This is a genomic window from Geobacter sp. PheSNFMC (genome assembly GCF_059620965.1).
The window spans coordinates 1-26,455 of record NZ_JCAMRN010000050.1 but is presented as its reverse complement, the minus strand read 5'-3'; the positions used below and the strand labels follow the sequence as shown (position 1 = coordinate 26,455).

32 protein-coding genes are annotated in these 26,455 nt (G+C 61.8%); 30 read left to right on the top strand and 2 right to left on the bottom strand.

Translation table 11 applies throughout. The annotated features are described in order from the left end of the window. The 4 genes from AC6CDK_RS12230 to AC6CDK_RS12215 form a co-directional block, all read left to right on the top strand. Window positions 1-203: hypothetical protein (locus AC6CDK_RS12230; RefSeq protein ID WP_496639848.1), on the top strand; the 203-nt coding region annotated here is incomplete at its 5' end. Continuing rightward, window positions 203-541, top strand: coding sequence for a hypothetical protein (locus AC6CDK_RS12225; RefSeq protein ID WP_192905787.1), 339 nt, complete (start codon window positions 203-205; stop codon window positions 539-541). The genes AC6CDK_RS12230 and AC6CDK_RS12225, both read left to right, overlap by 1 nt. A gap of 20 nt (window positions 542-561) precedes the next feature. Continuing rightward, window positions 562-912 (top strand): Mor transcription activator family protein, encoded by a 351-nt coding sequence (locus AC6CDK_RS12220; RefSeq protein WP_192905786.1) that lies wholly within the window; start codon window positions 562-564, stop codon window positions 910-912. A gap of 83 nt (window positions 913-995) precedes the next feature. Next, window positions 996-1,262 carry a hypothetical protein gene (locus tag AC6CDK_RS12215; RefSeq protein WP_192905785.1) on the top strand — a complete coding sequence of 89 codons (267 nt, stop codon included), beginning with the start codon at window positions 996-998 and terminating at the stop codon, window positions 1,260-1,262. A gap of 99 nt (window positions 1,263-1,361) precedes the next feature. On the opposite strand, the gene AC6CDK_RS12210 is transcribed toward AC6CDK_RS12215, so the two are convergent. Both AC6CDK_RS12210 and AC6CDK_RS12205 read right to left on the bottom strand, forming a co-directional pair. Then, entirely contained in the window at window positions 1,362-2,147 is a 786-nt protein-coding gene (locus tag AC6CDK_RS12210; protein ID WP_496639849.1) for an AcrVA2 family anti-CRISPR protein, read from the bottom strand. A gap of 375 nt (window positions 2,148-2,522) precedes the next feature. After that, window positions 2,523-2,831, bottom strand: a complete 309-nt coding sequence (locus tag AC6CDK_RS12205) for a hypothetical protein (protein WP_192905783.1) — start codon at window positions 2,829-2,831, stop codon at window positions 2,523-2,525. Between the two features lie 363 nt (window positions 2,832-3,194). On the opposite strand from AC6CDK_RS12205, the gene AC6CDK_RS12200 reads away from it, so the two are divergent. The 26 genes from AC6CDK_RS12200 to AC6CDK_RS12075 all read left to right on the top strand — a co-directional run bounded on the left by AC6CDK_RS12200 (window position 3,195) and on the right by AC6CDK_RS12075 (window position 26,345). Beyond that, a complete protein-coding gene (locus AC6CDK_RS12200) occupies window positions 3,195-3,806 on the top strand; it encodes a glycoside hydrolase family 19 protein (protein ID WP_192905782.1) in 612 nt (203 codons plus the stop codon). A gap of 14 nt (window positions 3,807-3,820) precedes the next feature. Beyond that, window positions 3,821-4,375 (top strand): hypothetical protein, encoded by a 555-nt coding sequence (locus tag AC6CDK_RS12195; RefSeq protein WP_192905781.1) that lies wholly within the window; start codon window positions 3,821-3,823, stop codon window positions 4,373-4,375. After that, the gene (locus AC6CDK_RS12190; RefSeq protein ID WP_192905780.1) at window positions 4,372-4,626 is read left to right on the top strand and encodes a hypothetical protein; all 255 of its coding nucleotides are present in this window, start codon (window positions 4,372-4,374) and stop codon (window positions 4,624-4,626) included. Before AC6CDK_RS12195 ends, AC6CDK_RS12190 begins: the two co-directional genes overlap by 4 nt. Before the next feature lie 59 nt (window positions 4,627-4,685). Then, the gene (locus AC6CDK_RS12185) at window positions 4,686-4,898 is read left to right on the top strand and encodes a TraR/DksA family transcriptional regulator (RefSeq protein ID WP_318842694.1); all 213 of its coding nucleotides are present in this window, start codon (window positions 4,686-4,688) and stop codon (window positions 4,896-4,898) included. After that, the gene (locus tag AC6CDK_RS12180; protein ID WP_192905779.1) at window positions 4,895-5,221 is read left to right on the top strand and encodes a DUF2730 family protein; all 327 of its coding nucleotides are present in this window, start codon (window positions 4,895-4,897) and stop codon (window positions 5,219-5,221) included. Before AC6CDK_RS12185 ends, AC6CDK_RS12180 begins: the two co-directional genes overlap by 4 nt. Further along, window positions 5,222-5,518 (top strand): VpaChn25_0724 family phage protein, encoded by a 297-nt coding sequence (locus AC6CDK_RS12175; protein WP_192905778.1) that lies wholly within the window; start codon window positions 5,222-5,224, stop codon window positions 5,516-5,518. Between the two features lie 2 nt (window positions 5,519-5,520). Then, a complete protein-coding gene (locus AC6CDK_RS12170; RefSeq protein WP_192905777.1) occupies window positions 5,521-6,093 on the top strand; it encodes a phage protein Gp27 family protein in 573 nt (190 codons plus the stop codon). Continuing rightward, the gene (locus AC6CDK_RS12165) at window positions 6,090-7,721 is read left to right on the top strand and encodes a terminase large subunit domain-containing protein (RefSeq protein ID WP_192905776.1); all 1,632 of its coding nucleotides are present in this window, start codon (window positions 6,090-6,092) and stop codon (window positions 7,719-7,721) included. The genes AC6CDK_RS12170 and AC6CDK_RS12165 overlap by 4 nt, the downstream gene beginning before the upstream one ends. Window positions 7,722-7,923: 202 nt before the next feature. Beyond that, window positions 7,924-9,486 carry a DUF935 domain-containing protein gene (locus tag AC6CDK_RS12160; RefSeq protein ID WP_192905775.1) on the top strand — a complete coding sequence of 521 codons (1,563 nt, stop codon included), beginning with the start codon at window positions 7,924-7,926 and terminating at the stop codon, window positions 9,484-9,486. Next, the gene (locus tag AC6CDK_RS12155) at window positions 9,486-10,607 is read left to right on the top strand and encodes a phage head morphogenesis protein (RefSeq protein WP_192905774.1); all 1,122 of its coding nucleotides are present in this window, start codon (window positions 9,486-9,488) and stop codon (window positions 10,605-10,607) included. Before AC6CDK_RS12160 ends, AC6CDK_RS12155 begins: the two co-directional genes overlap by 1 nt. Before the next feature lie 130 nt (window positions 10,608-10,737). After that, entirely contained in the window at window positions 10,738-11,286 is a 549-nt protein-coding gene (locus AC6CDK_RS12150) for a phage virion morphogenesis protein (RefSeq protein WP_226048468.1), read from the top strand. A 210-nt stretch (window positions 11,287-11,496) separates the two neighbouring features. After that, a complete protein-coding gene (locus AC6CDK_RS12145) occupies window positions 11,497-12,522 on the top strand; it encodes a phage protease (protein WP_192905773.1) in 1,026 nt (341 codons plus the stop codon). A gap of 27 nt (window positions 12,523-12,549) precedes the next feature. Further along, a complete protein-coding gene (locus tag AC6CDK_RS12140; RefSeq protein WP_192905772.1) occupies window positions 12,550-12,948 on the top strand; it encodes a hypothetical protein in 399 nt (132 codons plus the stop codon). A 31-nt stretch (window positions 12,949-12,979) separates the two neighbouring features. Continuing rightward, a complete protein-coding gene (locus tag AC6CDK_RS12135; RefSeq protein WP_192905771.1) occupies window positions 12,980-14,035 on the top strand; it encodes a Mu-like prophage major head subunit gpT family protein in 1,056 nt (351 codons plus the stop codon). Window positions 14,036-14,106: 71 nt separating this feature from the next. Further along, window positions 14,107-14,292, top strand: coding sequence for an HI1506-related protein (locus AC6CDK_RS12130; RefSeq protein WP_192905770.1), 186 nt, complete (start codon window positions 14,107-14,109; stop codon window positions 14,290-14,292). A 45-nt stretch (window positions 14,293-14,337) separates the two neighbouring features. Continuing rightward, window positions 14,338-14,766 carry a gp436 family protein gene (locus AC6CDK_RS12125; RefSeq protein ID WP_192905769.1) on the top strand — a complete coding sequence of 143 codons (429 nt, stop codon included), beginning with the start codon at window positions 14,338-14,340 and terminating at the stop codon, window positions 14,764-14,766. Next, a complete protein-coding gene (locus AC6CDK_RS12120) occupies window positions 14,766-15,191 on the top strand; it encodes a hypothetical protein (protein WP_192905768.1) in 426 nt (141 codons plus the stop codon). Before AC6CDK_RS12125 ends, AC6CDK_RS12120 begins: the two co-directional genes overlap by 1 nt. After that, window positions 15,188-15,499 (top strand): hypothetical protein, encoded by a 312-nt coding sequence (locus AC6CDK_RS12115; protein WP_192905767.1) that lies wholly within the window; start codon window positions 15,188-15,190, stop codon window positions 15,497-15,499. Before AC6CDK_RS12120 ends, AC6CDK_RS12115 begins: the two co-directional genes overlap by 4 nt. Next, window positions 15,477-16,442 (top strand): phage tail tube protein, encoded by a 966-nt coding sequence (locus AC6CDK_RS12110; RefSeq protein WP_192905766.1) that lies wholly within the window; start codon window positions 15,477-15,479, stop codon window positions 16,440-16,442. Before AC6CDK_RS12115 ends, AC6CDK_RS12110 begins: the two co-directional genes overlap by 23 nt. A 27-nt stretch (window positions 16,443-16,469) precedes the next feature. Further along, window positions 16,470-16,922, top strand: a complete 453-nt coding sequence (locus tag AC6CDK_RS12105; protein ID WP_192905765.1) for a hypothetical protein — start codon at window positions 16,470-16,472, stop codon at window positions 16,920-16,922. A 32-nt stretch (window positions 16,923-16,954) separates the two neighbouring features. Beyond that, a complete protein-coding gene (locus AC6CDK_RS12100; RefSeq protein WP_192905764.1) occupies window positions 16,955-17,302 on the top strand; it encodes a phage tail assembly chaperone in 348 nt (115 codons plus the stop codon). Window positions 17,303-17,328: 26 nt separating this feature from the next. After that, a complete protein-coding gene (locus tag AC6CDK_RS12095) occupies window positions 17,329-21,396 on the top strand; it encodes a hypothetical protein (protein ID WP_192905763.1) in 4,068 nt (1,355 codons plus the stop codon). Between the two features lie 8 nt (window positions 21,397-21,404). Further along, complete coding sequence (locus tag AC6CDK_RS12090; protein ID WP_192905762.1) at window positions 21,405-24,311, top strand: Kelch repeat-containing protein; 2,907 nt, start codon at window positions 21,405-21,407, stop codon at window positions 24,309-24,311. Window positions 24,312-24,315: 4 nt separating this feature from the next. After that, on the top strand, window positions 24,316-25,119 hold the full coding sequence (locus tag AC6CDK_RS12085; protein WP_192905761.1) for a hypothetical protein: 804 nt from the start codon (window positions 24,316-24,318) through the stop codon (window positions 25,117-25,119). A 12-nt stretch (window positions 25,120-25,131) separates the two neighbouring features. Beyond that, on the top strand, window positions 25,132-25,818 hold the full coding sequence (locus AC6CDK_RS12080) for an Ig-like domain-containing domain (RefSeq protein ID WP_192905760.1): 687 nt from the start codon (window positions 25,132-25,134) through the stop codon (window positions 25,816-25,818). Window positions 25,819-26,141: 323 nt separating this feature from the next. Beyond that, the gene (locus AC6CDK_RS12075; RefSeq protein WP_192905759.1) at window positions 26,142-26,345 is read left to right on the top strand and encodes a hypothetical protein; all 204 of its coding nucleotides are present in this window, start codon (window positions 26,142-26,144) and stop codon (window positions 26,343-26,345) included. Window positions 26,346-26,455 lie beyond the last annotated feature (110 nt).

Sequence of the window (26,455 nt, the reverse complement as noted above, 5' to 3'; positions counted from 1 at the left end):
TGGCCGAGACCGTCGAGGCCCTGCGTGGCAGGGGCGGCAAGCCGCTTAAAAATCACAATTACCTGAAGCGGGTCCTGGAGAGTCAGCCCCAGGTCGCAATGCCGGCCGCTACTGCGGCCGCCGTTCCTGCCCCTGAGGCCGCCCCGGCCATCAGCAAAACCGCCCGGGCCATCGGGCGCCTAGAAGGGTGGAAGAACCGTTGATGGACTGGATCAAGCGTGAAGTGGGCAACGGGCTCCAGGGGCTCATCGCCCTGAGGCTCCGGAACGCACCGGCCGAGGATATGATTGAGCTCACCGCCGATATCTGGGTTGAGTCATTCGCCCAACGGGTAAGCATCGAGGTGCTCGATGCCCCACGCATCCGGGAGGGGTTTCGGCTCATCTTCGGCCGCATCCGCGAGTGGCCGGCGCCGATAGACGTGATCGAGCTGATGCCCAACCGCCCGCCCCGACCGGCCCTGCCGGAACCCGAGGTGAACGACTGTGACCCGAGGGTCCGGGAGCTGATCAGAGATCTGGGTGCTCGGCTGGGATGGTAGCCGTGAATGAGGGAGATGCCATGAACATAGACCTGTCGAAATACCCGGAGATTTACCGCGACCTGATCGACAAAGGGGCCCCGGCGATTGTCGAAAAGGTGGGACTCTCGGAAGAGCAGGCCCGTGCCGCCGTGTACTGCATCACGGAGATCATTCGCAGGGACTGGGCAGGCACCCAGCCCTACTTCTCCAAGGGCATGGCATACGAGGTCACCCGCCGCGACCGGGAGATGTACGAGAAATTCAACGGCAGCAACCACGCCGCACTGGCCCGGGAGTACGATATCTCCGTGCGGCAGGTCTACGAGCGGATCAACATCATCCGGGAAGAGGAGTTCAGGCGGCGGCAGCCGGCGCTGTTTGAGGGGTAGAGATGATAACGGGCCGGGAAATCACCCACCGGCTTTATGGGTGGGTGCATTTACATGGTTAGATTACGAAAGGACGGTTTAAGATGAGCAAAGCAAAGAAAATACTTGAGGATTTTGCCAAAAGTCCAACCACTACCACACTCGAAACAATGGAAACTCTGGTTGCATATGCTAGAGGTTTGGAGCTGCTGGTCAACGAAAACGCCCCTACCCTCCGTGATCGGTTTGCAATTGCTGCACTCGGCGGCCTATGTGTTGACCCGAAAAAGCCTATCATCCTGCAGATAGTCGAAGATGCCTACAAAATAGCAGATGCAATGATGGAAGTACGGACCAAGCAACCAGGGTAATCTAACGGCTGCCGCTTGACGCGGCGACCGTAGGGAGATCGCCGTCCGAGCGGTGGTTATAGTCTCAGCGCCACCATCGTCGGACGAAAGAAAAGCCCCCTATTCGGGGGCTCTTCCGCTGACGAGTATTGGAGGTAACCAGTGATACGAGAATCTGCGCGGCCCATCGAGCGGACCAGTCCAGAAACCATGCCAATGGGCGCGGCGGATATGAGGCGTCAGAGTGCGCTGCCCGGTGGAGGTAGAGCGCTCTGCCGCCTGTCTAGCCTCTCGCAACCGCACTGCCATTTTCCCGCCAACGGTCCATATCCGGGGGCGGTCGGGAGGGAACCAGCGCAGGCCCTGTTTGGTTTTGCGCGGATGCGGTTGCGCAGGGAATGCGCCCGGCTCTCGATCGTCGTCAATTTCAGGCTCGTCGGAGCAGAGATAGAGGAGTAGGGAGATGAGAGGACGGAGTGCATCCGCTATCTGCATATCGGTGGCGACATCGCGCAGAAATGGCCGTTTCAGGTGAACGACGCTTTGTCGGGCGGTCTCGTTAATCATGCGAGTCACCGCCTCCTCAACGGTCCAATCCCCCAGGTGCACAGGAATGGGAATGAGAGCGTCTTCGGTATCGAGGAGCAGTCGCAGTTCCCTGCGGCCGTCATTGGCGTCACTCTCCAGGTGTGCCCAAATACCATAGAGATGAGTCCCAAGCCAAATCCTGTCGGGCGTCTCTACATATACACACCACTCAGGGAGTCGCATGAGCACGTCGGAGGGGAGGTTCCCTCTCAGGCCCGTGTCAGCAATCGCCTGGTACATCTCAGTGGTAAACCGATATATCCCCTGACTGTAGCGCCATGTGCCGATAGCCGCCAGCCGGCCAACGTCGGCAATCATGTGGGGGGGGACACGGTTTCCACCGCCGCCGGAGACAATGGCGTACCAGCCGGCCATTGGCAGGAAACACCATTTCGGCCAATCGGGAAGAGAACTCCCCCGATTGGCCAGCATTCTCTCCACCTGTTTCCATGCCCCCGGGTACAGGCGGGATGCGGCTACGAGATGGTTACTGGGTCTCATGTGCGTACCTCTCTGGGTGTAACTGTTGGTAGAGACCGAGCCAAGCGAAAGCGATTCCAGGGGGGCGGCGACCGCTGGGGCCGTCGTCCTCCCAGCATTGCCAGGTGCGGTAGGGGGTTTCAGCTAGGCGGGCGGCTTCAGCCATTGATAAGCCCGCCTTGCGGCGGGCTTCCCGGAGGTCGGCGGCGGTTTTCATTCTTCGCCCCCTTCCGGTTCTTCGTAATTCTCGTCAATCCACTCCTCGGCAGAGGTGAAATCCACGTCAGGGTTGGGCAGTTCCCAATCCTCCGGCCAGCAGGTGTGGTCTTCGCATTCGGCGCGGGTCAGAACCACCGCCTCGCGGCTGTAACGCTCGTTTTCGCAAATGTAGAGGTCACCCAGCTCAACGCCGTTGTTGAGGTTGTCGAGCAGGTCGGTTGCTACAGCGTGCGGGGTGCCGCTGTATTTCCGCATGTCGTTCGCTTTGATGATTGCCTGAAGTTTTTCGATTGTTGTTGTCATGATGTCCCTCCTGATTTGATGTACCTGCTTGATGGTTTCCATTATACGCGCATTGCGTATAATGTCAACAGAAAAAACGCGCAATGCACATTTTTTAAAAAAACTTTCGCGCCGGGAAAGGGCCCGAACGTGTGAGGTCTGAATTGGAATCAATAGACTGGTGGAGTCTGGATATTTTGGGGTCCAGCGCGGTGCTGTTTGGAATATTTGCACTGTGGTGGGTCAGGGGTTAACGTCGTCCTATCAAATATTGTCAGCAATAATTACTCCCTCCAAAGGGCGCCCCCATCGGTGCCCTTTCTCGCTAATTGCCTGAAACACCTCAACGTACACACCCCCCCATCGGCATCGTAAAATGCCGCCATGAACATCACCACTGAGCAATTTAAGGAAATGTTCCCCCGCGCCACGGAGCCCGAGGCGTGGGCTGCGGCCCTGTCCGCCGTCATGCCCCGGTACGGGATCAACACGTCACTACGCATGGCGGCGTTTCTGGCCCAGTGCGGCCATGAGAGCGCGGGGTTCACCCGGCTGGCCGAAAACCTGAACTACAGCGCCGAGGCGCTCACCCGGGTCTGGCCAACGCGTTTCCCCCCCGAGATTGCCCGGCAATACGCCCGCCAACCCGAGCGCATCGCCAACAGGGCCTATGCCAATCGCATGGGCAACGGCCCGGAGGCGTCCGGCGACGGCTGGCGGTACCGGGGCCGTGGTGTGATCCAGCTGACCGGCAAGAGCCGTTATCTCGCCTTTGCCCAGGCTGTCGGCGCGACGCTGGAGGATGTCTGCGCCAAGCTCGAAACCAAGGCTTGGGCCGTGGAGTCAGCCTGCTGGTACTGGTCGACCCGTGGCCTCAACGTCCTGGCCGATGTCCGGGACATCGTCACCATCACCAAGCGCATCAATGGCGGCACCAACGGCATTGATGACCGACAGGCCCGCTACGCGCAGGCCCTGACTACGTTCACAGCCTAACGAGGAGGATTGTCATGACGTTTCCTAAACGCTTCACCCAGATCTCTGCTGTATCCATCCTGGCGGGTGCCGCCGGCGTGGCCGTGGCCCTGTTCTGTTCCGCAGCCATGGGCGCCGATGCGGCGGCTCCGGCCGCAAATCCGGCACCGGCCGCCCTGGCCGCGTTTCTGACGGATACAATATTTCCCGTGGTTACGGCGCTATTCATGGGGGTCGTGACGATTTTCCTCAATCGCCTCGGCGCCAAATACAAGATCGACGCCCTCACGCAGCAGGGCAACTTCCTGGAGCGCCTGGCGTACCAGGGCATCACCCTGGCCGAGGAGCGGGCGGCCCAGTACGTGGGTTCCAAGAGCACGCTCACCGGCCGCGATAAGCTTGACATCGCCGTCGGCCACGTCCTCTCGGTGATGCCCAAGGTGGGCGAGGCCAGCGCCCGGCGGCTGGTGGAGAGCCTCTTGGCCCAGATTCCCGGCGCCGGCGCAACCAAGGACATAGCATACGCCCGTGACCCCATCCCCGGCGCAGTGGTCCTGGGCGAAGTCGCGCCGTCCGAGCTTCGGCAATGAGTGCGGCGCTCTGGCAGGCGGCCCTGTCGCTGGCCGCCTACCTGTTGCCCCTGATCGTCGAGGGGTTGAAAAACTGGCACGAGAGACGGGAGGGGCACGACCATGACGCAAATATCCAGGACTACCGCAACGCGCTGGGCAAGGGGGCTGCTGCTGCTCTCAGTGTTCACCACGCTGATCAGCACGACCGGGTGCTCGCAGCGCTACGTGGTAGTGGATGGCGGGGCACAGGTGACAATAAAAAAAAGTGAGCTCGACCGTCTCTATCAGGATAACGAGCTCCTTTTGAGTGCCTTGGAGGAATGCCGCAGTGGCCGATGAAGCGGATCTCGCCCAGGAACAAATGGAGCGGGCCATGGCGGCGGCACAGCGGCGCCACCGTCGCCCCCTGACCGTGGCCGATTCGGCCCTGATCTGTATCGAGTGCGAGCGCCCCATTCCCGAGGGCCGCCGCCACGCGCAACCGGGCTGTACGCGGTGCGTTGACTGTCAATCACTACACGACAACTGGAGACCCCTGTGAACTACCCCGCCGCCATGTTCTGGATGAATTTTACCCTGGCCGTCATCAATCTGGTGGGGGTGATCTACGTCTGGTGGACCAACAAGGAAAAGGTGACCGCGGCAAAATTCGACGAGTTGAAGGCCCATATCAACACGGTTGAAGGCAGCGTCAAGAAAATCGAGGTCGAGGTTCAGCACCGCCCCGACTGCCAGTACCACGGCGAGTTCGAGCGGCGCCTCGACAAGCTGCACGGTGGCATCAACAAGGTCGAGGGGCGGTTGGAGGGCATCGGCACCTCCCTCGACCTGATCCAACAGCACCTGCTTAACGGAGGAAGATAGATGAGTTTTGCCGACCTGTACGAAGAGGATCAGCGGCTGGTGATCCTGCGGCTCCTGGAGCAGGACACCGACTACACCCTCAATGAATCCATGCTCCAGGACTGCATGGCGCGGCTCGGCCACAAGTGCAGCCGCGACTGCGTCAGGACCAGGCTGGCATGGCTCAAGGAGCAGGGGTTGGTCACCATAGCCGAGCCCATTGGGTTTTTCGTGGCCACGCTCACGTCCCGGGGGCTCGATGTGGCCCAGGGGGTAGCAACCTGCCCGGGCGTCAAGCGCCCCCGGCCGAAGGCGTAGCCATGGGGAAAAGAAGCGATCTCGAACCGGCGGCCATCCGCCTCTATGCCGAGGGAAAGGAGATCCCCCAGATCTCCGCCGAGCTCGGCGTTTCCGAGAACTCTCTCCGCGAGTGGAAGAAGCGCGCAGGATCCGAATGGGACGAGGCGCGGGCAGCGGCACGCCGCGGCTTTGTGGCGAGCTTCGAGGAGGTGGGAGCACGCCTGCGCCGTAGCCGCGAGATCACCGACCGGATCAGCGGCGATCTCAAGAGCCAGGGGGACATGGGGGCGATCATCAACGGGGCGCTGCGCACCATGATGTACGACGTGCTCAACCAGATCACCACCACCGACATCCTCGACCCCGAGACCATGACCGCCACCATCGACCAGATGAACCGGCTGGCCCTCATGCTGAACCGGGCCGAGGCCGCCGCCGAGCGCAACCGCAAGACGGCCGAGGAGATCAGGAAACAGGCCCTGGAGGATGCAGCGAAGAGAGTGGTGAGCGGCCTGCGTAAGAGCCGAGGTGCCTCTGATGAGCTCATCGAGAGGATCAGGGCCGACATCCTCGGCGTGGAGTTGCCGGCATGAATGCCGCCGTTGCTGAAGTAGAGGCTGGCGCCGCCCCGACCCGGCGCGTCCCGAAATGGGCTACGCCTCGGCGGCGTAACCTGCGGGTACCGCCAGCACTGCTCCCGTATCAGCAACGCTGGATCGCCGATAAGGCCGAAGTCAAGATCATCGAGAAGTCGCGACGGGTCGGCATCTCCTGGGCCGAGGCGGCAGATGCAGTTCTCTATGCCGCCGCCGAGAGCGGTGATGATGTCTGGTACATCGGCTACAACCGCGAAATGGCGATGGAGTTCATTCTCGACGCCGGCATGTGGGCGCGGAGGTTCCAGTCGTTCATTGCCGACATCGAGGAGACCGAAGAGGTTTTCACCGAGAGCCGGGTCGTCGACGGCAAGACCATCGTCGACGAACAGAAGATCCTCGCGTTCCGTATCACCTTCGAGTCGGGCAACCGGATCACGGCACTCTCGTCCCGACCGAACAACCTGCGGGGCAAGCAGGGCCGGGTCATCATCGACGAGGCGGCGTTCCACGATAATCTCGCAGGGCTCATCAAGGCGGCAATCGCGCTCCTCATGTGGGGCGGCCAAGTGCGGATCATCTCCACCCATTTCGGTGACTCGAATGAGTTCAATGAGATCATCAACGAAATCCGAGCCGGCCGGCTCGATTATAGCCTTCATAGGGTCACCCTAGACGAAGCGCTGGCCGAAGGGCTCTTCAAGCGCATCTGCCTGGTCAGGGGTAAGGAGTGGACGCCGGAAGCAGAGTCCGAGTGGCGCCAGAAGCTCATCAACTTCTATCGTGGTAATGCCGACGAGGAGCTTTTCTGCATCCCGAGCCAGGGAACCGGAGTCTATCTCTCCCGGGTCCTGATCGAGCGATGCATGAACGAAGCCCTCCCGGTTATCAAGTGGAGCTGTACCAATGAGTTCGCTACGCTCCCGGACGACGACCGGGCCAAGGCAGCCCTGGACTTCTGCGCGGCAGAGCTCAAGCCGCTCCTGGATCTGCTCCCCAAGGACCGCAAGCATTGTTTCGGCGAGGACTTCGCCCGTAACGCCAACCTGACCGTACTCTATCCCGGCACCATCACCGAGACCCTGCGGATTCGAGTCCCGTTCGTGATCGAACTGTTCAACGTGCCGTTCCGTGAACAGGAGCTGATCTGCTTTTACCTTCTCGACCGGTTGCCCCGCTTCCAGCATGGCGCCTTCGACTCTCGCGGTAATGGTCAGTATTTGGCCGAGCGCGCCATGCAGCGTTACGGGACCTCAAGGGTTACGCAGGTCATGCTGTCCGAGTCATGGTACCGGGACGAGATGCCCAAGTGGAAGGCCCATTTCGAGGACGGCACTATCGAGGTGCCGAAAAACGACGAGCACATCGACGATTATCGGGCAGTCAAGATGGTGCGCGGGGTGCCGAAGATCCCGGACAAGAAGACCGCCACTGGTGCGGACTCAGCCGCAGCAGGCATCGTTCGTCACGGCGACGCGGCAATTGCCAGTTGCATGATGGTGTTCGCCAGCCGTCAGGGCGGTGCTGAATACGCCTATCATCCAGTCCGCCCCGAGACCCTCGCCGATCTGCCCCGGCCGATCCGTACCACCCACGGCATAGGCAGACACCGGGGGTGCTGGTGATGGCCAGCAAGCGCGGCGTCCGGCGGCGAGAGTGCGGCCACAAGCGGCGGTACGACTCGCATGCGCAGGCTGAATCGGCCATATTCCTGGTCGTCCGCGCCGGCAAGAAGCGCGGGGGCTATCTGCACGTCTACCGCTGCAGGTTCTGCCGGGGTTGGCATTTCGGCCACGCCCCACGACGAAACAACCAAGGAGCCCGGTAATGTCCGTAACCCTGTATGACGCATGGAATCGCCCCATCCGCAAGGAGATGCTCGATAAGGAACTAGCGGCCCCGTCCATGACCGGGATCCGCTCCATCTGGAACCACTCGGCAGTCACCAGCGGCCTCACGCCTGAGCGACTGGCGGCTCTGCTGCGTAACGCCGCCGAAGGGGATGCGGATGACTACCTCACCCTGGCCGAGGAGATGGAGGAGCGAGACCCCCATTACGCAAGCGTACTCGGCACCAGGAAGCGGGCCGTGGCCCGGCTGCCCATCGTGGTGGAGGCTGCCAGCGATGATCCTGATGACGTGATGTTGGCCGATGAGACTCGCCTCCTGTTCCGTCGCCCCGGCACCAAGGGGATGGTCGAGGATTGCCTCGATGCCCTGGGCAAGGCGTATAGCGTGGTGGAGATCCTCTGGGACCGGTCGGCCACGCCGTGGCTGCCGGGCCGCTTCACGTGGCGCGATCCCAGATTTTTCCAGTTCGACCGTGCCACCCTGTCGACGCTGCGACTGAAGGACGAGGCGGACCTGATGAATGGCATCCCCCTGGAGCCATACAAGTTCATCGTCCATACCCCTCGCCTCAAGACCGGCGTGCCGATCAGGGGGGGGCTGGCGCGGCTGGCGGCCTGGACGTATGTATTCAAGAACTTCTCCATAAAAGACTGGATGGCGTTCTGTGAGGTGTTCGGGATGCCGTTGCGGGTGGGTAAGTATCGCCCTGGCGAAACCGAAGACAATATCGCCATCCTGCGGTCCGCCGTGGCCAATCTGGGCAGCGATGCCGCTGCCGTGATCCCGGAGGGGATGCTGATCGAGTTCGTGAAGGATTCCACGGCGAAAGGCGAAAGCCCTTTTGAACGAATCGCCGGCTGGTTCGACAAGCAGATGTCGAAGGCCATTCTCGGTCAGACCATGACCACGGATGACGGCTCATCGAGATCCCAGGCCCAGGTCCATGACGACGTGCGCCAGGATATCCGCGATGCCGACGCGGAGCAGTTGGCCGAGACTCTGGAACGGGATCTGGTCATTCCGTACATCCGGCTGAATCACGGCCCCCGGAAAGCCTATCCCCGCGTGGTCTTCCGCGAGCCGGAGCAGGCCGACATCCCGGTGCTCGCCGAGGCCCTGTCCAAACTGGTCCCTCTGGGGCTGCGGGTGGAGGCGTCTGAGGTACGGGACAAGATGGGGTTCTCCGACCCGGCGCCCGATGCCGAGTGCCTGGCCCCTCAGGGTATCATACCGGCCACGGCCACCAACCGCCAGGCGCCGCGTCACGCAGTCGGGCTCAACTCTGAGCAGTCCGCAGCCGCTCCGGACTCGGCCGACATTGTGGCTGCCCGGCTCAACCAGGACGCCATGACCGCCACCGATCCCTGGTTTGACCGGCTGCGGGAGCTGACCATGGAGGCAACTGATCTGACGGATCTGCGTGGCCGGATCGTCGAGGCGTTCGGCGATCTGGACGTGGCGGAGCTGGGCAACCTCATCGCCCAGGCGTGCGCCCTGGCAGACCTCTCCGGGCGGGCCGAAGTGAAGGACGGCAACTGATGACCGGGGCCGAGTTCGAAAAGACCTTCAAGCTGGGGTTCACCGAGGCAAGCGCCTTCTTCAGGGGGAAGCTCAATATCCCCACCGATCAGTGGGACGACCTGTGGAAGGACCAGCACGCCAAGGGGTTCATGGTGGCGGGTGCCAATAAGGCGGAGCTGTTGACCGATTTCCGGAACGCCGTGCAGAAATCCGTGGACGGGGACATGACCCTGCGGGAGTTCCAGGAGCGTTTTGACGAGGTCGTGAAGACGCACGGCTGGAGCTACAACGGTAGCCGCAACTGGCGCAGCGCCCTCATCTACAACACCAACGTCCGCACGGCCTACATGGCCGGCCGTTGGCGCCAGCTGACCGAGCCGGACACTCTGATGCCCTATCTGGTCTATCGCCATGCGGACGGGGTGCTGCACCCCCGGCCCCTACATGTGGCCTGGGACGGGTTGACGCTGCCGAAGGCCTCCCCGTTCTGGCGGACCCACTATCCGCCCAATGGCTGGGGGTGTCACTGCAAGGTGTTTGCGGCCTCCCAGGCGGAATACGAGGCGGCCCGGGCGATAGGGAAGGGCACGGCGCCGGCTGAAGTGGTGGATCTCAGAACCGGCGCCCCCCTCGGGATCGATTATGGCTGGGACTACAACGTGGGGATGGCGGCGGACCGGTCGTATCAGATCCTCGGAGAGAAATTCGAGCGACTGCCCAGCGACATCGCCCGGGCGTGGATGAAAGAGCACGTGTCGGGTCCGGCCTTTGAGCGGTTCATCGAGGGGAAGATCGGTGGCGAGTTTCCGGTGGCGGTGCTGAACCCCGCCGACATGGAAGCGCTCGGCACGAAGGCGCAGTCGGTCTGGTTCTCCCAGCAAACGCTGCTCGAGCACCTGGACCGGCATCCGGAGATCGGCCTGGAGGATTACCGTCTGATCCCGGAAATCCTCGACCAGGGCGAGGTGTATCAGCGTGACGACGTGCGGCTGATCTATCTGTACCGGGGAGAGCGCCTGTATCGGGCGGGGCTCAAGAAGACGGCGGACGACCGGGAGAACTATTTCCTGACGCTGTTCGAAACCTCTGACGAGAAGGCGAAGCGCGAGGTGGTGGGCAAATACGAAAGGATCCGCTGATCCGGTTGTGGGTCGCCATCTCCACTAGCGCTCATCATCGGGTTGCCCCGACGGCGTCGGCAGGCTATTGCCGATCTACCGGTCAACGGATCCTACAGGTTGATTATAGCGAGGTTGTCGAGAAACGCCAATGCAAATTACCGCCCGGGCACATGACGATGAGGTGAGACGCCTGATGGAAAGGGTGGCGGCACGTTACGGCAACCTCCGCCCGGTCTGGCGTGACGTGGGCGAGGAGTACACCCGCCGGGTCGACGACCGTTTCGTGAGCCAGACCGACCCGGACGGAAACCGGTGGCTGCCGACCAAGGTCATCTCCAGCTATCTCGGCTACGTCGGCACCGCCAAGGGAGCGACGCGACGAAGCGCATACACGAAGGATGGCCGGTGGCGGGCCGCTTTCAGCCGCTACCTGGAGAACAAGAAAACGCTCCAGCTCACCGGGGCGCTGAGGGGCGACATCCACTACCAGTACGACGCCTCCAGCGTGATCATCGGCACCAGTGGTCGCGTACCGTACGCCGGCATTCACCAGTTCGGCGGCATGGCGGGGCGTGGGCGCAGGGTCCGCATCCCGGCCCGGTCGTATCTGGCCCGCAACGCGGGCGATGGGATGGAGGTTTCGCCCCGGGATCGCGACATGGTCATTTTGAGGATCGCGGCCTATCTCCAGAATTGATGTTCTGGCCGCCAAATTTGCCCTGTGGCTGTTTCGGTATGCCGTGGTCCGCGCTCCGACCCAAAAACGGACCACGCGCGACGTTAAACGCCAATTAAAGATGGTTTTGAAATTGGTCCCAGAGTGACCCGGTAGTTTTTGAAGGGGTTCAACGGACAGGGGGGCACCCCCTGGTGTACGGTGCGGACATCGCACCGTATCGGAGGAAGTATGAAGGTATTGCCAATGGACAGTATGCTCGCCGTTGCCCTGAATAGCATGTCTGACGGGCTCGATACAGTGATTGTGGCTCTCAACTTCGAGTTATCGGGGGACGCTCCGCCTGCCGAGTTGATGCTCATTCCCGCTGGGTTGCGGGTTGAGGGGCGTGACGGGCGGGCGTGGTATAACCGCAACCCCCAAGGGGTTGTCGATTTTTTCCGGGCGAGGGGGCTCAAAATCCCCATCGACATCGAACATGCAACGGAGCTCAAAGCCCCGAGGGGTGAGCCTGCCCCAGCTATGGCCTGGGGGTTTGACCTTGAGGCGCGGCCCGATGGTTCTATCTGGGCAAAGACCGAGTGGAACCCGCGAGGTGTAGAGCTGTGGACAAATAGGGAATATTCCTACTATTCCCCGGCCATTATCTACGACCGTCGAACCATGGATATCGTCGGCATCAAGAGTGTCGGGCTCACTAATACGCCGAATTTTCAGATACCCGCCCTGAATCATGAGGGCGCACCACAAGGAGGATTACTCATGACACTCGAAGAGCTCTTGTCCGTTCTCGGGCTCCCGGCGGGAACGTCGTTCGCCGCCGCGCTCAACCACATCGCCCAGATGAAGGCAAATCTGGCTGCGGCCCTGAACCGGGCCGAAACTCCGCCACTCGACAGGTTTGTCCCGAAGGCCGACTACGATTTGGCCGTCAATCGAGCCAGTGAGGCAGAGGGAAAGCTGGCAGCCCATGCGAAAGAAGTACTGGAAACCGCCATCAATACCGAGATCGATGCGGCCCTCAAGGCCGGCAAAATCACCCCGGCCACCAAGGACTATCACGTCGCCCAGTGCCGGCAGGAGGGTGGCCTGGAGCGGTTCAAGGCGTTTGTGGCCGCTGCCCCCACGGTTGCCGCCGACAGCGGACTGGACGGCAAAAAGCCCGAGGACGGCGCCACGGCCCTGAACGCCGAAGAGGCGAAGATCGCCGCCATGTTCGGCAACTCGGCCGAGGACATCAAGAAGTACGGCGCGTAACCCCTTACTCATTCAGGAGGAGACATCATGCTCGCAGCTGACAGAAACACCCCCATGAAGGACGGCGAAGTGGTGGCTGTGGCCATGGCGGCCAATGCCAAAATATTCGCCGGCGCCCTCACGGTGGCCAACGCCACCGGCTACGCCGCCCCCGGCTCCACCGCCACCACCCTGACCTATCTCGGCCGGGCCGAAGAGTACAAGGACAACGCCGGCGGTGCGGACGGCGCCATGACGATCCTGGTCCGCCGGAAAAAGGCGTTCAAGTGGAAGAACGCCGCCGCTGACCTCGTCACCCAGGCCGAACTCGGCAAAACCTGCTACATCGTCGATGACGAGACCGTGGCCAAGACCAACGGCGGCAATACCCGCTCCGCCGCCGGCAAGGTCATCGGTGTCGAGAGCGACGGCGTCTGGGTCGAATAACTGTTCTCACGTATCCAAGGAGGCTTTTACCATGAAGAAACTCACCTCGTTCCTCGGACTGCTCGGGCTATTCGCCCTGGCGGTCATCCTCTGCCCGGCAAAAGCCGTGGTGCTGGCCCACGATGCCGGTCCCAGGGTTCTGCCGTTTATCGGCCTTGGCGGCCTGATCGTCAATGCCGGGACTCTGCAAAATATTTTCACCAACCTGAAGGCAACCTTCAACAAGGCGTTCGAAGCGGCGCCCAGCACGTGGGAAAAGATCGCCATGAAGGTTACGTCCACCGGCAGCCAGAACGATTACGCATGGCTGGAGAACTTCCCCAAAATGCGTCGCTGGGTCGGCGACAAGGTCATGAAGGCCCTGAAGGCCGGTAAGTACGTGCTGGTTAACGAAGACTTCGAGGCGACCGTCAGCGTCAAGCGCAACCACATTGAAGACGACAATCTTGGTATCTATGGCCCCCAGGCCCAGAGCGCCGGTTTCTCCGCCAAGCAGTGGCCGGATGAGCTGGTGATGGAAAAGGTGAACGGCGCATTTACCACTGTCTGCTTTGACGGCCAGTATTTCTGCGACACGGACCACCCCGGCATCGATCCCGTCACCGGTGCGGCCGTCAGTGTCAGCAATAAGGGCACGGCCGCTCTATCTTGCGCCTCACTGGCAGCGGCTCAGGCAAGCCTCGGCGCCGCGAGGACAGCCATGAAAAAATTCCGGGACGATGAGGGGCGCCCCCTGAACATAACCCCGAACGTTCTGTTGGTCCCGCCCGCGCTTGAGGACACTGCCAGCGTGCTTGCCAATAACGAGCGCCTGGAGGACGGCAAGCAGAACCCCTACAAGGGGACGTTCGCCGTGGTCTGCGATGCTCGACTGACGAGTGACACCGCATGGTTCCTGCTCGACACCACCAAACCGGTCAGGCCCTTTATCTTCCAGGAGCGCAAGGGCGCCAACTTCGTCCAGCAGACCGATATGAGTGCTGACGACGTCTTCAAGCGTGGCGAGTTCAACTTCGGCGTTGAGGCCCGTGGTGCCGCCGGCTACGGTTTCTGGCAGCTCTGTTACGGCAGCACCGGTCAGGGGTAACCGGTGGCGGTTGATTGAATAAGCCCGAGCGGGGTCGGCCAGCCGGCCCCGCATAACCAAGGAGACCATCTATGATTCGCATTACATCCAAGCAGGCCGGCTTCCGCCGGTGCGGGGTGGCTCACCCGGCCGAGCCGACCGACTATCCCGACGACCGCTTCACCGCGAAGGATCTTGCGGTCCTCAAGGCCGAACCGATGCTCGTGGTCGAGGAGATCGCCGAGGAGAAAGAGCCCGGACAGAAGGGCAAGAAGTAGCCGGGAGGCCGGGGGCGGCACTGCCGCTCCCGGTTCGTGTGAACCATGTACTGCACTCAGACCGATATCGAACAACGCCGTATCTCGACCGCCACGCTGATCCAACTGACCGACGACGCCGACACCGGGGCGGTGGACGCCGGTGTGGTGGCCGGGGCCATCACCGAAGCGGCCGGGATGGTGGACGGGTTTCTCCGGGGGCGGTACCCGCTGCCCCTGAACCCGGTGCCGGAGATCATCACCACCATCGCCCTGGATGTTTCGGTGTACTACCTCTATGCCCGCAAGCCCGAGTTTGATCCGCCCGAGGCGGTAAGCGATCGCTACAAGTCTGCTGTGGCCCTCCTGCAGCGCATCCAGGATGGCAAAATGCCGCTCTATGAAACATCCGCCCCCCCGGCCACCGGCCCCTCGGTCGTGTCGTATTCCGGTCCGGAGCGACTGTTCAGTCGCAAAACTCTGAGAGGCTTCTGATGCTGACCGAGATCCAGAACGACATCCTCGCAGCCCTGGACGATATCCAGACGAACGGATCCCCGGTGTTCCGGGAGCGGGGCATCTGGCAAGGCGAGCTGGAAGAGGTGGTGAAAGTGGTGCAGAAGCTCCCCTCGACCCACGTGGCCCTGGCAGGGGGGCTTTTTGGCCCGGGGCGCACCATCCCCTCCACGGCTGCGCCGTGCCGGATGGGGTGGGATGTGATCGTGGTCTATCAGTGCCTGCAGGATCGTCGGGTTGCAGCCGACCAGGGGTATGGGCTCATCGAGGCGGTGGTGAAAAAGCTCACCGGACTCAAGACCCAAGGGGGCGTGCTCTGGCCCGAAACGTTTGACCTGGTTGCCACCATTAATGGCAAAAGCGCCTATGCGGTGCGATTTGCCCTGGAAAGGGAGATTAAATGAAATACGTCTACTACACCGATGGCCCGGACACGATCACCGCGGGGATCGCCGGGGCATTTGCCCGGGGAAGGGCCAAGCCGGTATCAACCCGGGTGGCTGATCTGCTTCTCGCCCGGCCGGAATTCCGCGAGGCGGGTCCCGATACCCCGCGCGACGATACCCAGGATATCGCAGCCCTTGAGGCCGCCGCCAGAGAGGCCGACGCGGCGGACGAAAAGGCGGCCCGGGAACGAACCGCAGCTGACAAGGCGTCGGCAAAAAAAGCAGGCACCAAGGAGGTAACTGATGGAACAAGCATCGGGCGGTAACGCTCGCATAGTCATCTCTGGGGCGGAAACCACGCGGGGTGTAATCCCTGTTACGCCCGCCGGGCTCGTCATGCCGTTCGAGAGCGAGTCCCTGGGGCGAAAGACCGAGCTCCTGAAGTCGAACATCATCCGCAGTAGTCGCAACGCCTCTAAGCCCTCCAGGGGTAAACGCGAAGTCTCCGGCAACATCAAGACGGAGCTCTCTCCGACGATGGGGCGGCAACTGCTCATGGGGTATGGCTCGGTGGTTACGGCCGGCGCCGGGCCGTCCTATACCCACACATTCAAAATCGGCCAGTCCCTGCCGTATCACACCATCGAGAAGGGCTTCACGGATCTGGAGAAGTATTTCCGGTACCTGGGGTGCAAGTGCAACAAGGTGGGATACGAGGTCAACCCCTCCGGGGTCCTGCCGCTGGACATGGATTTTATGGGGATGGACCGTCTGATCGAGACGGAGTCATTTGACCCGGTCGCGGTTGACCTGGGTCATGATGCCTGGGAGGCGTTCGAGGCGGCGATCAAGGTCGGCGGCAACGTCATCGATACCGTGTCTGCCGTCAAATGGTCCCTGGAGAACAACCTGGACGGGGATGTCTACTGCATTGGTGGTGGCGGCAAACGCTACAGCATACCCGAGGGGGCAACGGTGATCTCCGGGAGCATCACGGTCCTGTTCGACTCGGTTGCGCTGTTGGAGGCAGCGACCAACGGCACCGAGAACAGCCTGGAATTCAGCCTCTCCCGGGGCACTGGTGACGGTACTGCGGGTAATGAAAAGCTCACCCAAACGTTTGACGAGCTGATCTTTCAGGAGCAGGACCCCATCATCAAGGACAAAAAGGGCATCCTTCTGGAACTGCCCTGGACCGCGTACTGGAACAACGGCCCCAATGGCACGAGCGCCATGGCGGTGCTCAAAAACACCCAGGCGACGCTGTAGCTATCATCGGCACTGAAAGGAGGCCATATGGCCCTGGCAGCACTCAACACGAAATCCGCCGCAGAACGCGGTGTCAAGATCGATATTCTCCACCCCGTGACCGGGCTCCCCCTGGGGATCCGGTTCACGGTGCTCGGTGTCGATTCGGCGGCCTGCCGGAAGATCAGCCGCGAGCGGTCTGAAAGGCGAATTGAACGAGCCAAGAAGAACCGGGGGCAGGCACCGATCATGACGGCCGAGGAGATCGAGGCCGAGGCGCTGGAGCTCCTGGTAGGATGCACCACCGGCTGGGACCGTGACGTGACGGATGCCGAGGGGAACGTCATCGACGTCCAGCCGACCATCGAGCTGAACGAGGGAGAGTATCTGGAGTTCACCCCCGAGAATGCCCGCCGGATATATGCCGACGCCGGGTTCGCCTGGCTGCGGGAGCAGGTTGACCGGGAGATCGGGGACCGCCGGAATTTTTTGCCGAGCTAGCCGCCGGTCTGGCAGCGGTTGCCCAGTGGCGGGTGAGCTATGACGCCCCCGGGAAGGACGGCTGTACCGCGCGGCAGCACCTGGAGCGAATCTGGAAACAGACCGGTAGAAAGCCGGCGCTCCTGGAGGATGAGCCGGCGCTTCATCCGGCGGTTGAGCACATCTGGTCATGGTTCAACCAGTTAAGTGGAACAAGAGGGGGCGGGTTCGGCCCCGCCCCCATTACCTTCCAGGAGATCGACGCCTGGGCTCGACTCACAGACTCACGGCCCACCCCCTGGGAGATCGAGCAGCTCCTCCGGCTGGATCATATCTGGCTGAGTGAAACGGCAAAGCGGATCGAGACACAGGCAACCCCGAAGACGACCCCGAAGAAATAGCTTCAACACGAGTTGAAAGAGAGTTTATGGCTGACGCGCTTGCAAAACTAAAGGTCATGTTCGAATCCTCCGGGGCCGGGGTGGTTGTGGATGACGCGCGTCGGATTGATAACGCTACCTCGCAACTGTCGGCTACCCAACGCAGTCTGGCCGCAGCCGCAAAGGTGGCCGGCACAGCGTTGGCCGGCTACAAGCTGGCCCAGATCATTGAGGACGTAACTCTCCTGGCTGCCCGGAATGAAACCCTGGGCGTCGTCATGGGAGTGGTCGGCAACAATATCGGCTACACGCGAGCCGAAGTCGGCGCCTATGCCCGAGACGTGGCCAAGATGGGTATCACGGTCGAGCAATCCCGGCTGAGTGTCACCCGCATGGCCCAGGCGAATCTCGATCTGGCCCAGACGTCGGCCCTGGCCAGGACGGCCCAGAACGCGGCCGTTATCGCCAACATGAATTCCTCTCAAGCCCTGGAAGGGATCATGCACGGGATTACGACGCTGCAGCCGGAGATCCTGCGCACCTATGGCCTCATCGTCAATTTCGAGGCCGCATACAAAAGTTTTGCCGAAGCCAATTTCACCACGGTCGACGCTTTATCCCAGCAGCAGAAACAGCAGATCGCCCTGAACGAAGTCCTGAAGGCCGGGCAGGGGATTCAGGGTGCCTACGAGGCATCCCTGGGAACCGTCGGGAAGGCCCTGGCGTCCCTCAAGCGCTATGTCGAAGACGATAAGGCGGCGATGGGTGAGCTGTTCACCCCGGCCCTCAAAGTTGTGGTCGACGAGATCACGGCAACCCTCAAGCGTTTGGGGGGCTGGTTCGTTGAAAACCGTACCGAGATCACCGAGTGGGGCCAGAGTTTTGCCGGAGTGGTCAGTATGTCGCTCGGGGTGGCTCGGGACGGAATGGACATTTTTCTCGCGGTTGCCGGCACTGCCCCCGGGGTGCTCAGTGCTATCGCCCAGAACACCGATCTGGTCGTAATTGCCCTTACGGCCATGACCGGCCCGCAGGTGATAAACGGCGTGGTGGCCCTCGTGGCGTATCTGGGTGAGCTGAAGGCGGCAGCCGTGGCCGCCCAGGGTGCGCTTCTCGCCGCCAACGCCGCCAGCGCCGTGGGCGGTCTGGCTGCCGGCATCACCGCCCTGGGGGCCGGGTCGACGTTTGCCCTGGCGACTGCCGTAGGCGGCGCGTTCTACATGGCTACCAAGTCGGCCATGCAGGGGGTTCAGACGCTGACTGGCCTTGAGCTCGACGGCGGGAAGGCTGCGTACGAAGAGGCCATGGCCCGTGATGCTGAAGCCTCTAAGCGCCTGGATGCCGCCATGAAGAAGCGGGCCGAGTATGAAGAGCAGAAAAAGGTCTGGGACGGCAAGTTCCAGGTCGCCATCAAGCAGTACGAGGCCCAGGAAGAGGCCCGCCGCCGGCTGGACGACAAGCTCGCTGACGAACGCCGGGCGCTGGCTGAGGCGGAGATGCGGAACAACCTGGCTCTGACCCGGCGGGAGGGGGAGCTGCAACTGGCCGCCCTGGAGGCGAGCTATAGCCAGGGGCTCGTCGGCATCCGTGACTACCATGAGGCGCGGTTGGGGATCGTCCGGGCCAGTGCCGATGCAGAGCTTGCGTACCTGGTGCAGCGCCAGGGAGAAGTGCAGGCCCTCCTCGATAAAGAAAAGGACCCCGAGGGGCAACTGAAGCTCCAGAAGCAGCTCCTGGACGTCCAGAAGGAGCAGAGTGAAGTAACCATGTCGCTCGGCAAGGACCAGGTAAAGGCGGGTCAGGAATACGCCGACGCGCTGGAGCGCCAGCGCACCGAGATCCTATCGATCAATGATGCCACCCAGCAGAGCTACCAGTCGCTGTTGAGCGTTCTGGGGGTGCGGCGGGAGATCGTCGACGTTCTGTCATTCGAGTATGAGTCCGCCCGGCAGGTGGCCGATATCCAGCACGAGATCGAGCGGAGCATGGCCGACCCGGCAAAACTTTCGGCCCTCCAGGCCCAGCTCGACATGGAGAACGAGCTGGCGGCCGCCAAGCGGGCGCAGTTGCAGGCGACCCTGGAGATCTCTCTACAGAACGAGCAGTTCGCCCTGGAACAGCAACGGATCACGCTCCTGCAGAAGCAAGGGCTGGAAGAAGAGGCGTTCCAGCGGCAGCAGGCCCTGGATCTCCTGCGGGCGGAGACCGATTACCGGCAGAAGATGGTCGACTACCAGAACGAGCTCAACGCCGCCACCCAGGCAGGTCTCGAAAAAGCCGCGACCCTGATCCGGCAGAACATGTCGATGTATCAGGAGCTCTACCAGCAGACGGTCTCCGAGATCAATTCGCGCGCGTTCAGCCCGGCGGCAACGTCGGGCGGCGGATCCAGCACAACGAACTGGAGCGGGCTGGCCGGCACGTATACCCGCACGGTGGGTACGGTGGGTACGTCCTGGGGGGCCGCGATCAAACGGCGGCAGGACGAGGAGGCGGCAGCAGCGGCAGCGGCGGCCGAGGCATGGCAAAAGGCCCGCGAGGCGGCAATCACCATGGCCGATGACCTGTCGGTCCGGCTCCTGAAGGTCACCGGCCGGGCAGAAGAAGCCTCTATCCAGAAGCTCGTCATAGACCAGGAGGCGGAGCTCAAAAAGGCCCGCGAGGCCGGGCTCGACACGACGCAGCTCCTGGCTGTGCAGCAACTCGAATACAACAAGGTCGTGCTCGATATCCAGAAAGAGGCCAACGACAAAGCCCAGGCCGCTCATGAGGCATACCTCAAGGCTCAAGCCGAGGCAGAGGGGCGCTATTACGGCACCGGACTCGACCTCCTGAAGCATCTGGCAGATGAGGCCCAAAACGTATTCGAGGAGACCAAGAGCCAGCTGGAGGCGTCGCTCCAGGACTATGCGACATCGATTTCGGATGTCCTGGGTGAAGTGACTGACACCATTCGTTCCCTGGAACAAGCGGCTACCGACCTGCGGGCCACGGCAACGCGGCTTCTCGGCGGGTCAGATTCAATCCTCTCTCCGGAGCAGAAATACCTCCAGGCCCGGCTGGCATATACCACCACCGCCACCGCAGCCATGGGGGGCGATCTCGATGCGCTGCAGCGACTCGGCGGGCTGGCCGAGGCGTTCATCGCTGCCTCGCGCTCCTACTATGCCTCGGGCAGCGCCTATGCGACCGATTTCAGCGCAGTCCAGGACGTGCTCTCCGCCGCTGCGGCCAAGGCCGACGAGCTGGGCGCCAATCTCGACCCACAGGTGGACTTGCTCACCCGGCAGCTCGATGTCCTCGCGGCGATCCGCGACGCGATCAAGGTCGACAACATGCAGGCCCTCCAGGAGCAGTTGGGACAACTGGAGGCGAACAATACCGCCCTGGCAGCATTGACGGCTACCACGAGCGGGGTGGGTACCGCGGTCACGACGGGTACCGGCGGTGTCTCCACCCTACTGGATCAGTACAAGAGCACGTATATCGCCAAGCAGGACGCGGCGCACGTTGTCCTCGGCACCACGGCGGCCAATGCCTACAACACGTGGTTGGAGGCGAAGAACACCGCCGATCGGGTCAGCGGTATCAGTACGGTCGCCACCAATACCGGGGCGCTCTCGGGGATCAATACTGCGGTCGGGGCAACGGCCTCGAACACCGGGAACATGTACGCCGGGCAACGGCTCGGCAGGCTCAAGGAGTCAGTGGAAACCGTTACTGGTGTGACCAGCTACAACCCTGTTGCCGGTGTAACCCAGTGGTATCCGACCACCAAGGTCCAATACACCTATTACGCCCGAGGCGGTGTCTACCCGGGTGGCCTCGCGGTAATGGGCGAGGAAGGTCCCGAGCTGGTCGACTCGTCTCCCGGGTATGTCTACACGGCCCAGGAGACGCGCGAGATCCTTCAGCGAGTCAAATCGTCGGGCGACAACGCCGAAGCGGTGGCCGAGCTGAAGGGGATGAACGCCGAGCTGCGGGAGCAGAACCGTCAACTGGCGGCTGCGGTGGCCACGCTGCAGGCCGGATTCAATGAGTTGATCAGGGGCAACAAAGGTCTCGACCGGCGGCTGCAGGGCCTGGAAAGCAAGGCCCGTCTGGCGGCGGCATAGGGGGTGGCATGATTGACGAGCCTGTAATTTATCTGGTGGAGCTGACCTGTTACGTGCCCGGGGAAGGGGTGCAGGTCCTGCGGTTTTCAAGCGGGTCGGGCTATGTGTCGGCGCCGTCCGACAATCCCTCCAATACGTGGTACGAGCCCCGCGTTTCTCAGCCGGGGTTGTTCCGTCAGGACATGTATCGCGAGGGGGCAACGGGCGGCTCGAGCCGGGGCGGTCACGGGGAAATCGTCCTGGTGAATGGGGCAGGGGAGCTGGATGCCCTGATTGATTATGGGTTTGACGGTCGCGCCGTGGTGGTGCGGGAAGGGCGCCCTTCGTGGCCATTGTCACAGTTCGCCGTGGTGATCACCGGCACAGCGGAACAGCCTGTGGTGTCGTGGGATACTGTAACCATCCGCCTGCGCGACAGGGCCGCCGAACTGGCGGGTCCTGTGCAGCCGAACCGCTATGCTGGAGACAATGTCCTGCCCGGCGGCATCGAGGGCACGGCGGAGCTGAAGGGGAAGGCAAAGCCCAGGCTGCTGGGGGTGTGTAATAACGTTACCCCGCCCTGCGTGAATACCAGCCGCCTGATTTATCAGGTCAACGATGGCCCTGTGATCGCCGTGTCTGCCGTCTATGACAGCGGGGTACCCCTGACCCCCGAAACTGCCGACTATATCGATCAGGCCCATATGGAGTCACAAGCTCCTGAGCCGGGTACGTACCGGGTGTGGCCGGGGGGTGGCTGTTTCCGCCTGGGGGCCACCCCGGCTGGTCAGATCACCTGTGACGCGAGGTCGGTGGCTGCATCGCTCGATATCGCGCCATCGTCATTATCCGTTGTCAGAGGGACCCTGGTGTCCGGGACGGTCGAGGACCTGGCCGAGAATGATGGTGCTGATGTCCTTGTGGCGGCGGCATTGGATAAATCGCGGTATTTATTGTCCGTTGAAGTTGGGTTCAACGGCGTTACGGGGTTGGATGCCGTCAAGCTCTCTGCGGGCGTGAGCTCCGCCGATCCGGCAAATTCAGTCTGGGTGGGAATCTGGAACTGGCCGTTGAACAGGTATGATCAGTTTGAGCGGATCTATGCCGGCGCTGGTGAGATCACTGTGTGGCCAGTGCCAGACGCGTCATACCTCCAGGGCGGCCGTGTGTTGCTGTATTTTTCAACCTCCGGGTTGCCGTACACCAGCCATTCGCTGCATATTTCACACGCGGTGTTGCGGAGATCAGAGGCGAGTCGGCAAACCGCAGGACAGATATTTAAGTTGCTGGCGGCGGAAAAACTGGGGTCGGCTGCGATTATTGAGCAATCGATCAACGATCTGGACCGAGCGGCTCCATATCGGGTGGGGCTGTATACCGGCACCGATGACAAGGACACGTCGACATGCCTCGATGAACTGGCTGCCAGCGTGGGGGCGTGGTGGGGGTTCGATAATGCGGGGTCGTTCTGGGCGAAGCAGTTGCAGGCGCCTGACCCGCTCAATGCGGTAATGCTGCTGACACAGTCGGCGGGTAGCGGCATCGAGCGGCTGGCAACCGCCGATAGCGACCGAGGCGTGCCGGTCTGGCGGGTGAATATCGACTATGCCAAGAACTGGACTGTGCAGACCAGTGGGTTGGCGGGCAGTGTCGGCAATGGCACCATCCTCGTGGATGGCCCTGTGGCGACTATTCCTCTGGATCGAGCGGCCCAGTTGGCTATGGAGTTTCATCGGGAAACAGCCGTCGATGAGGCTGTGCGGGACAAGCATCGGCTGGCCCCTGAGATGACGGCGAAGACTCTGCTGGTGGATCGTAGCGATGCGGTTGTTGAGGCGGCCCGGCAGTTGTCAATGCGCTCGGTGCGCCGCGATCTGCTCCGGGTACCGGTTTCCCTGGATGAAATCGTGCCGTTTCAATCCGGATTCTGGGACCTGGAGGCGGGAGCAAGTCTGCCGTACCCCCTGCACTCGCCCGGCTCGATTGTTGACTCAGGCAAGTTCTATGTAATAGGGGGTGTGGGGTCAGGCTCGACTCCATTGGGATCGACCCTCGTGCTCGACCTCGCGGCATCTGGGGCTGCGTGGAGTGTGAGCAGGATCCCCGACATGGCAAGTGCCAGATATCGGATGGGCGTTGCAGTGGTGGATGTGTTCCTCTATGTGTTGGGTGGATATTTGTCTCCAGGTAACTGGAGTCGGCAAGTTTTGAGGACTACCCCCTCCAGCACTAATCCCGTGTGGGCTACGGCCGGCACGTGGGATCTGCCCCTGGGTGGCGACCTGCGGGCCTGGGGGGCGGAGTGGAGCTATATCTATGCACTATTGGCAGATGGGACCGCAGCCCGAATGAACAATGTGAACCCTGGCGGGGGGTGGCAGTTGTTGACTCCATTCCCCGCGGCGGCACCCTATCAGCAAGGGGCGGTCGTCAACGGTTACTGGTACGTTTGTGGCTCCGTGGAAGGGGTTACTGCGACGTACCGCCTCGACTTGTCAGCCCCCACTGGACCGTGGGAGCGACTGGCGGACCTGCCCACGACGCTCGCCGATCTGTATCTGGTGGGGGTGGGGGCTACGGTATGCGTTCTGGGTGCCACTAAGACCTATCGGCTGGACACCGAGAATCTGAGTGCGGGCTGGGATGATCTGGGGATCGCTGACCTGCCTGCAAGTCATACGCTGATGGGGGTTGGCGTCTGGGGCGATACCATTGTTACGGCCGGTGGCACATCTACCGGTTCTGACTGTCTGTCTGGGATGATGATCTGGCAGGCAACGGACGTATCCCAAGATATATCGAGGCTCTACGACATGGGTCGGACGGTCATGCTGGATATGCCTCGCTATGGGTACTCCGGCGGCCGCGCCATGCGAATTATCGGCACCGAGGCGGATTATCGGGCGCGGACCATGAAGTTGGATCTGTGGGGGTGATGGCGTGACGATATTGGCGTTTCCGGATTGGATTACGATACCGCCTGCGTCAATCACTGGGGGGGCGTGGAGCCCGTCGCTGCCGCTGGCGAACCTCCAGGATCAGCATCTCAAAAAGGTGGCCCGGTCAACGAATACTCTGGCCACCTCAACCAAGTTCGTGGTTGACCTGGGCTCACCTCGCCCGGTGCGTGTCGTAGCTCTCCTGGGCCACAACATTTCGAGGTCTGGCGAAGTAAGGGTGAGGGCGTACGCCGACGCGGGCCTGACTGCCCTGCTGTATGATACCGGTGTTCAAGGTGCGTGGCCGGGCTCGTTCTCCGATTACGAGGTGATGGTATACCCCCACCATTGGATCCGGCCCATCACCGAGACTGCTGCTCGGTGGTGGCAGGTCGAAATAGCGGATACCGGCAACCCGGCCGGTTACGTCGAGCTGGGCAGATGCTGGCTGGGGTCAGCCTTCGAACCGGCCACCCCTATTGTGTACGGTGCGTCACTCGGCTACGAGAGCGCCGACGAGGTGAACGAAGATGTGGGCGATATCGATTGGGTGGTGATCCGGACTCCTCGTCGGCGAGCGGTCATCACGTTCCCCGAGCTCACCGTAGAGGAGAAGCGGGCGGCCCTGATCATGCAGAAGGTTCTCGGCAAGCATGCTGAGTTGCTATTTGTGATGGATTCTAACCAGGACGCCGAGGATATGCTCCTGCAGGCGTTCCCCGCCAAGGTGAGGGCGGCATCGCCCCTATCATACCCGCGGTATAATGCCGTGGAAATGCCGCTAGAGCTCAAGGAAATCGTTTAAGGAGGGTGTGTTATGAAAAAGTTGATCGTTATCCTGCTGCTGGCTGTGGTTGCCCTGGCGGCACATGCAGCCGGTCCGCGGCAATATTACGACTATCCCGATGCAACTCGACTCCGCGACGGCTCCCGGATGCTGATTTACGACAACCTGTCGGGGAATCGCAATATCACGGGGGCGAAGCTGAAGGAGGAGCTGTCATCCTCGCCGGTCGTACTCCATGCCGTGGCCACTCCCGGCAGTTCGCCGCTAAAGAAGCAGGCGGGGGCGGCAGACGGTCCCTATGTCCGGCAGGTTGAGCTGAGGGACTCTACCGGCACCATTACGATGTGGATTAACGCCTCTGGCCAAATGATATTCGGTCGGCCGGCGCCCCTGTCGGTGGTGAGCGTATCCCCGGCGAATGGGGCAATAGACGTGCCCACGAGCACGATCCCTGTGGTGACTCTGAATAAGTCCACGGCCGATGTCACTATCTCCAGCCTATACATATCCGGCAGCGGTGTCGTGCCGGTGGGTTATGATTACACCAGTTTCACGGTGTGGGCGATCCCCGTGCCCCTGGCTCCGAACACTACCTATACAATCAAATTCGAGCGCCAGATGATCGTCCAGACCGATGGTGAGACCACCAGTAGCTGCGGCACTGCCATGACCGACGTGTCCGGTATCTGCACGTCGACGTTCACGACTGCGCCGTAAGCGTGTTCAAGAGAGAGAAAGAGAGCAGCGGTCAGCAGGTGGATTTGAAGGGGTATAAAAGGCATGTTCAATAGGACCAAAACAAGTCCATTTTTGAAGCCGGTGGCGGTGCCAAACCGGGCGCAAAATTCATGGCACTGGCCAGCCTTTTATTGATAAAGTTCAGTGCCAAACCAAGCGCGTATTGGTGCCAAACCTCGCGCCGGGCTACACCTTTAGTCCGACAGCGGTGAAATGGCGGGTCTCAGGCTATCCTTCAACGCACATCATAAACTTTACATAATATATCTTATGGGACGTAAATAACGTCTGGAGGTGACACCATGAAAAGCACCGCAACATCCCCCGTCGATCACTCCCCTGAACGGATCACCGTCGAGCTTGTCGAGTGGCCCTATGCTCACGACTGCGGCAACAACGTCGAAACCTACGACATCACGCATTGGTCTCCGGAACAACGGCGAAACCTCCACGCCTTCCTCGAATCCAACGGCGCTGTCCGCACTCCTGCGGATATCGTCGAATGAACATCAATGCGGTGAATCACCGCCCTTTCTTCGGTGTCGTGCCGTCGCTCCCAGCGGCTCCAGCGGGGGCGGCGGCATGGCAACAGCCGTGGCCGGTTGTGCCGGCCACG